Origin of the sequence: Brevundimonas sp., from assembly GCF_036405315.1 — a bacterium.
Lineage (GTDB): Bacteria > Pseudomonadota > Alphaproteobacteria > Caulobacterales > Caulobacteraceae > Brevundimonas.
Window position 1 is genome coordinate 1 of record NZ_DASWXW010000005.1, and the last position, 6,676, is coordinate 6,676.

6 protein-coding genes are annotated in these 6,676 nt (G+C 69.0%); all 6 read right to left on the minus strand.

The window, feature by feature from the left end:
* Window positions 1-1,374 (minus strand): glycine--tRNA ligase subunit beta (gene glyS / locus VGE49_RS00175; protein WP_331032572.1); only part of this gene is annotated, 1,374 nt, incomplete at its 3' end.
* Window positions 1,374-1,754 (minus strand): hypothetical protein, encoded by a 381-nt coding sequence (locus VGE49_RS00180; protein WP_331032573.1) that lies wholly within the window; start codon window positions 1,752-1,754, stop codon window positions 1,374-1,376. The genes VGE49_RS00180 and glyS, both read right to left, overlap by 1 nt.
* The gene (locus VGE49_RS00185; RefSeq protein ID WP_331032574.1) at window positions 1,751-2,638 is read right to left on the minus strand and encodes a glycine--tRNA ligase subunit alpha; all 888 of its coding nucleotides are present in this window, start codon (window positions 2,636-2,638) and stop codon (window positions 1,751-1,753) included. The genes VGE49_RS00180 and VGE49_RS00185 overlap by 4 nt, the downstream gene beginning before the upstream one ends.
* A gap of 60 nt (window positions 2,639-2,698) precedes the next feature.
* Window positions 2,699-3,571, minus strand: coding sequence for a 4-(cytidine 5'-diphospho)-2-C-methyl-D-erythritol kinase (locus VGE49_RS00190; protein ID WP_331032575.1), 873 nt, complete (start codon window positions 3,569-3,571; stop codon window positions 2,699-2,701).
* A 4-nt stretch (window positions 3,572-3,575) separates the two neighbouring features.
* On the minus strand, window positions 3,576-5,453 hold the full coding sequence (locus VGE49_RS00195; RefSeq protein ID WP_331032576.1) for a tetratricopeptide repeat protein: 1,878 nt from the start codon (window positions 5,451-5,453) through the stop codon (window positions 3,576-3,578).
* Window positions 5,454-5,508: 55 nt separating this feature from the next.
* Window positions 5,509-6,676: electron transfer flavoprotein-ubiquinone oxidoreductase (locus VGE49_RS00200; protein ID WP_331032577.1), on the minus strand; the 1,168-nt coding region annotated here is incomplete at its 5' end.

A 6,676-nucleotide genomic window follows, 5' to 3' on the forward strand; every position in this document is an offset into this window, starting at 1 on the left:
GAAGAAGCCGACCAGGGTGTCCAGCTTCTCGGCGATGGCGACGGCGACCGTGACCGGGGCGGTCGGGACGCTGTCGCCCGGACCTTGCGGCTTGTAGTGGTCGCGCACGGCGTCGGCGACGGCGTCGGGGTAGCCGGCCAGTCGGGCGTAGTAGCCGCCCATGACGCCCTGCAGTTCCGGGAACTCGCTGACCATGCCCGAGGCCAGATCGGCCTTGGACAGGCGCGCGGCCTGTTCGGCTTGAGCGGCGTCCGCGCCGACCAGAGGGGCGATCTCGCGCGCCAGTGCGGCGATGCGGTCCACGCGCTCGGCAAGGGTGCCCAGCTTGGCGTGAAAGGTGACGCCTTGCAGCTTGTCGTTCCAGGCGTCGAAGCCGACCTTCTGGTCCTCGTCCCAGAAGAAGCGGGCGTCGTTCAGGCGGGCCGACAGGACGCGGCTGTTGCCGGCGGCCAGGGCCTGACCGCCGTCGGTCGCCTCGACGTTGGCGACGACGAGGAAGTTGGGGGCCAATTTCCCGTCTTGGCCGTCCTTGGACGGATCGCGCACGGCGAAATACTTCTGGTGCACCTTCATCGACAGGCGGACCACTTCGGGCGGCAGCGACAGGAACTGCGGGTCCATGTCGCCCAGGATCGGCGTCGGCCATTCGGCCAGACCGGCGACCTCGTCCAGCAGGCCGTCGTCATCGACCAGGGCCAGACCGCGCACGGCGCAGGCGGCCTTGGCGGCTTCGAGAATGCGCAGCTTGCGGTCGGCCACGTCCAGCAGGACGAAGTCGCGTTCCAGCTTGGCGCGATAGTCGGCGAAGTCCTTGACCGCGAACGGCTGGCCGCTGCCGAGGAAGCGGTGGCCCTCGGTCACGTCGCCGGACTGGACGCCGTCGATCTCGAACGGCACCACCGCCCCGTCGAACAGGGCGATGATGCGCTTGATCGGACGCACCCAGCGCAGTGTGCCCGCGCCCCAGCGCATCGACTTGGGCCAGGGGAAGCTGCGGACGATCTGATCGACGGCCTCGGCGAAGACCTCGGTCGTCTGCCGGCCCTTGCTGCTGATCTCGGCGAACCAGACGCCGTCGCGCTCGACCAGCTGGTCCTGCGTCAGGCCGGTCTTGCGCAGGAAGCCCTCCAGCGCCTGAGCCGGGGCCGAGATCTTGGGACCCTTGACCTCTTCATTGCGGTCCTCGGCGGCCGTCGGCAGGCCGTCGATGACCAGCGTCAGGCGGCGCGGCCCGGCGAAGACGTTCAGCGCCTCCCAGGTCAGCCCGGCGGCCTTCAGGCGCTCGGACGCCATGCGCTCCAGGTCGCGCGCGGCGCCCTGCTGCATACGGGCGGGGATTTCTTCGGAGAAGATTTCGAGAAGAAGCTGGGGCATCAGGCGGCGGACTCTTCGGTCGTGGCGGCAGACCGCATCAGGGTGAGGGCGATGTCCTTCAGGGCCAAGGGCGCGTCGGCCGCGCCGGTCTCACCGCTGAAGGCGATATTCAGCAGGAAGGTCTGCGGCGTCATGAAGGCGTTCTGCAGGATGGCGAACCACTCTTCGCCGACCACGACCACGCCGCGCCAGCCGCCCGGCTGCGCCGTCAGGTGGCTGCCTTGGTCATGGGCGTGGCGGACGATGCGCACCTCGGCCCACGATTCCTGGCCTTCGATTTCCACACGACCGCTGGAAAACAGCGAGATCGGCTCGCCGGGGCTCTGTTCCAGATTGGTGTCGGACAGATCGAAGGAGAGGATTCCAGTGACAGAGCTCACGACGTCGCCTTCTCATGTTCGACTTGGGCCAAAGCGCAGGCTTTGCACAGGTCGCGGATGCGGCCGATGTAGCTCTGGCGTTCGGCGACGGCGATGGCGCCGCGGGCGTCCATCAGGTTGAACAGGTGCGAGGCCTTCAGCACCTGATCGTAGGCGGGCAGGACCAGCGGCTGGCCTTGCGGCCCCTTCATGGTCAGGAAATGGGCGGCCTCGCGCTCCATGTCCTCGAAGCGGCGCTTCAGCGCGGCGACGTCATAGCCGTGGAAGTTGGCTTCCGACTGCTGGCGCTCGTTCTCGAGGAAGACCTCGCCGTAGGTCAGGCCTTCCTTGTTGAACTTCAGATCATAGACGTTGTCCACGCCCTGAACATACATGGCCAGACGCTCCAGCCCGTAGGTCAGCTCGCCCGAGACCACGTCGACCTCGATGCCGCCGACGCCCTGGAAATAGGTGAACTGCGTCACCTCCATGCCGTCGCACCAGATCTCCCAGCCCAGGCCCCAGGCGCCGACGGTCGGGTTTTCCCAGTCGTCCTCGACAAAGCGGATGTCATGCAGTTTCGGATCGATGCCGATGGCGGCCAGCGAGCCGAGATAGAGCTCCTGCAGGTTGTCCGGGTTCGGCTTCAGGATGACCTGATACTGGTAGTAGTGCTGCAGCCGGTTGGGGTTTTCGCCATAGCGGCCGTCGCCGGGACGGCGCGACGGCTGGACATAGGCGGCCTTCCACGGCTTGGGACCGAGGGCCCGCAGCACGGTGGCCGGGTGCAGGGTGCCGGCGCCGACCTCGATGTCATAGGGCTGCAGAATGGCGCAGCCCTGGTCGCCCCAGTATTTGTGCAGGGTCAGGATCAGGTCCTGGAAGGATAGGGGTTCGGTCGTCACGGCGGCTCGTTTTCGCAGCGCAAATTTGAGCGCGGACCCTAGGGCGCGCGCGCCGGAAACTCAACCGGACGCGGGATTTCCCAACAGGCAGGGCCGCCCCCACCAGCCAGGGCGTTGCAGTGCGACGGCGGCAGCTTCGGCGGCGGCTGCGTCATCAAACAGGCCGAAGACCGTCGCGCCCGAGCCCGACATGCGTGTCAGACGACAACCCGGCATGGCGCGCATGGCCGCCAGCGCCTCGCTGATCCCCGGCGTGACGCGCAGGGCGGGCGCCTCCAGATCATTGCGCTGAGCCTTCAGCCAGTCGATCACGACGCCGGGCGACCAGTCGGCGGGGGCCTCCGGGCAGTCGGTGCCCCCTGCGGGCGCGTCGTCATAGGCGCGATAGACCGCCCCCGTCGGCGACGGCAGACCGGGGTTGAGCAGGACGGCGGGCAGCGGCGGCAGACGCGGCTCGTCGGTCAGGTCGCCCCCCCGGCCCGTCGCCCAGGCCGGGCGGGCGCGCAGGCACATGGGACCGTCCGCCCCGACCACGCCCGCCACGGCTTCCAGCGCCGCCTCGTCCAGATCGAGGTCCAGCAGTTGCGCCGCCAGACGAATGGCCGTGCCCGCGTCCGCCGACCCGCCGCCCAGACCGGCCGCGATCGGCAGCTGCTTGTCCAGCGTCACCGCCACCGGCGGCGCGCCGATCCCGGCGGCCTCGCCCAGAGCCCGCAGGCCGCGTAGGATCAGATTATCGCCCTCGCCCGCCAACGCTCCGCCGAACAGCCCGGTCACGCTCAGCGACAGGGCATCGGCCGGCGTCACCGTCACGCCGTCGCCCACGTCGGCGAAGGCGACCAGACTGGCCAGAGGGTGATAGCCGTCGTCCGCCACCGGCCCGACGTGCAGGAAGAGGTTGATCTTGGCCGGAGCCAGGCCGCTGAGCGTCACCGGATCAGCTCTCGGCGCCGAGGCCCGCGCCCTTGTCCCCGGTCGGTTCCTGACCCAGCTTGTCGCGCAGCTTGGCCTCGACCTCGGCCTTGCGTTCGGCCTCGACCTCAAGGCTCAGGACCCGGTTCCACTGGAAGCCCGCCTCGCGCTGACGGCCCACGGCCCAGTAGGCGTCGCCCAGGTGGTCGTTGATCTCGGCGTTGGCCGGCTCCTTGGCCACGGCCCGCTCAAGGGTGTCGACCGCCGCCTCGAACTGGCCCTGGCGATACTGGGCCCAGCCCAGGGAGTCCTGGATATTGCCGTCGTTCGGATCGGCGGCGAAGGCGCGGGCGATCATCTCGGCCCCCTCCTCCACGCGGGTTCCGCTGTCGACCCAGAGATAGCCCAGATAGTTCAGCACCGTCGGACTGTTGGGCTGCTGCTGCAGGGCGGCCCACAGTTGCGCCTCGGCCTCGGGCTTGCGATCCAGCGCCTCATAGGCGGCGCCGCGCAGGAAATGCACCTCGAACCCTTGCGCGGCCGTGTTCAACAGCGGCCCGTTCAGCACGGTCAGCGCCTCTTCGAACTGCTCCATCTGCACCAGTTGGCCAGCCAGCATATAGGCGATGGTCGCCTCGTTCGGGCGGGCGGCCGCGGCGCGGCGCAGTTCGGCCAGCGCCGCCTCGGACTGATCCTCCTTCTCGAGGCTGACGGCGCTCTGCACCCGGGCGGCGGCGAAGACCTCAAGGTCGCGGTCGCCGATCTGGGCCAGGGCCGCGCGAGCGGCCGGCTCCAGCCCGGCCTGCTGCAGGGTCTGGCCGATCATCAGTCGGGTCTGGTCGTTCGGCTCCAGATTCAGGGCGAGACGCAGATAGACCACGCCGAACTCCAGCGCGCGCTGGGCGATGGCCTGGTCGGCTGCGGTCTTCAGCGCCAGAGCGGCGCCCTGACGCCAGGTCGGCGCCGCCGGCGGCCGCCCCTTGGCCAGGACGCGCTCGCGCGCCAGACGGGTGGCGCGGTCGGTCGCGCCAGCGGCGATGGCGGCGTCATACTGGGCCAGGGCCAGATCGCGCTTGCCGCGCCGTTCCAGGAATTCACCGTAGGGTAGACGGAACAGGGCCGAGGCCAGGGCGTGGCTGGTCAGGTCGCGCCATTCGGCGTCGGCCTCGTCGTAACGACGGCGAAGCTCCAGCAGACGGGCGCGATTGCCACGGGCCACCAGGGTGCTGATCGGGTCCAGCGTCGTCGGCGGCGCAGCCAGGGCCCGGTCCCAGTCGCCGGCCGCGGCCGCGACCCAGACCTGGACATAGAGCCCCGCGCGGTCATGCGGCGAGCCGATCGGGGCGGTCTTGAACAGGATGTCGGCGCGACGGGCGTCGCCGCCCACGAAGGTCTGCACGGCCGCGACCAAACGACCGGCCTGGACGATGACGGGCGAGACGCCCTCGCCTTCCGGCGCGATCCGGCCCGCGACGTCGAGATCGCCGGCCAGCAAGGCGGCGGTGAAGGCCTGTTCGCGCACGCGCGGCTGTTCCGGCGTCAAGTGCTCGACCCGCGCCAGATAGGCGGCGCCCGCCTCGCTCTCGCCGCTGACCAGGGCGTTGCGGCCCGCCAGATAAAGGCCGTAGGCGCTGTGCTGCGCCGCATCGGTCGGGATCGGCGCCCAGACCGCGGGGATCGGCGCGACTTCCGGTTCGGCGGCTTCTTCCGTGGTTTCATCGGCCGGAAGGTCGGCGTCCGGCTCCTGCCTCGGCTCGATCTCGGCGTCAGGTTCCGCCTGGACGGGCGCATCCTGAACCGGCGGCGTCTGCGGCGCGTCCTGGGCGAGCGACGGCGCGGCCAGACCCAACGCGATCAGCGAGGCGGCGGCGAACAGGGCGGAGCGGCGAAAGGCGAAGCGCATGGGCGGACCCTTCACGCTTTCCCCTCCGCCCGCAAGAGGCTGAAACCTCTAGGCCTTACATGTTCGGATAGTTGGGGCCGCCGCCGCCTTCGGGCGTGGTCCAGACGATGTTCTGCGACGGGTCCTTGATGTCGCAGGTTTTGCAGTGGACGCAGTTCTGGGCGTTGATCTGGAAGCGCGGGTTCTGGCCCTGCTCGTCGGTCAGCACTTCATAGACGCCCGCCGGGCAATAGAGCCGCGCCGGTTCGCCGTACTTGGGCAGGTTGACGTTGATCGGCACGCTGGGGTCCAGCAGCTTCAGGTGGGCCGGCTGGTCCTCGGCGTGGTTGGTGTTCGAAATGAAGACCGACGACAGCTTGTCGAACGACAGCTTGCCGTCCGGCTTGGGATAGGTAATCGGCTTGAAGTCCTTGGCCAGCCCGGTCGAGGCCGCATCCGTCTTGGTGTGCTTCATGGTGCCGAAGAAGGAGAAGCCGCCGGTCAGGTGGTTGACCCACATGTCGAACATGGAAACCGCCCCGCCCATCATGGTGCCCAGCTTGGACAGCATGGGCTTGGCGTTGCGGACGATCTTCAGCTCCTTGTAGACCCACGACCCCTTGTAGGCCTCTTCATAGGCCTCCAGCACGTCGCCCTCGCGGCCCGCGATGACAGCCTCATAGGCGGCGTCGGCGGCCAGCATGCCGGTCTTCATGGCGTTGTGGCTGCCCTTGATGCGAGGCACGTTCACGAAGCCCGCCGAGCAGCCGATCAGGGCGCCGCCGGGGAAGGCCAGCTTGGGCACCGACTGGAAGCCGCCCTCGGTGATGGCGCGGGCGCCGTAGGAGACGCGCGTGCCGCCCTCCAGGTGCTCGGCGATGGCCGGGTGGTGCTTGAGCTGCTGGAACTCGTCGAACGGCGACAGATAGGGGTTTTGATAGTTCAGGTGCACCACGAACCCGACCGACACGTAGCGGTCGCCGAAGTGATACAGGAACGAGCCGCCACCCGTCTTGTCGTCCAGCGGCCAGCCGGTCGTGTGCTGGACCAGGCCGGGCTGGTGCTTGTCCGCCGGTATCTGCCACAGTTCCTTCAGACCGATTCCGAACTTCTGCGGGTCCGAGTTCGCCGTCAGGTCGTGGCGGGCCATGATGGTCTTGGCCAGCGAGCCGCGCACGCCCTCGGCGATGAAGACATACTTGCCGTGCAGTTCCAGACCGGGCTGGAAGTCGCCGGTCGGCTTG

Bases quoted from the DNA above. Each gene is read 5' to 3' on its own strand.
- VGE49_RS00195 (WP_331032576.1), bottom strand. From the start codon at position 5,453: ATGCGCTTCGCCTTTCGCCGCTCCGCCCTGTTCGCCGCCGCCTCGCTG.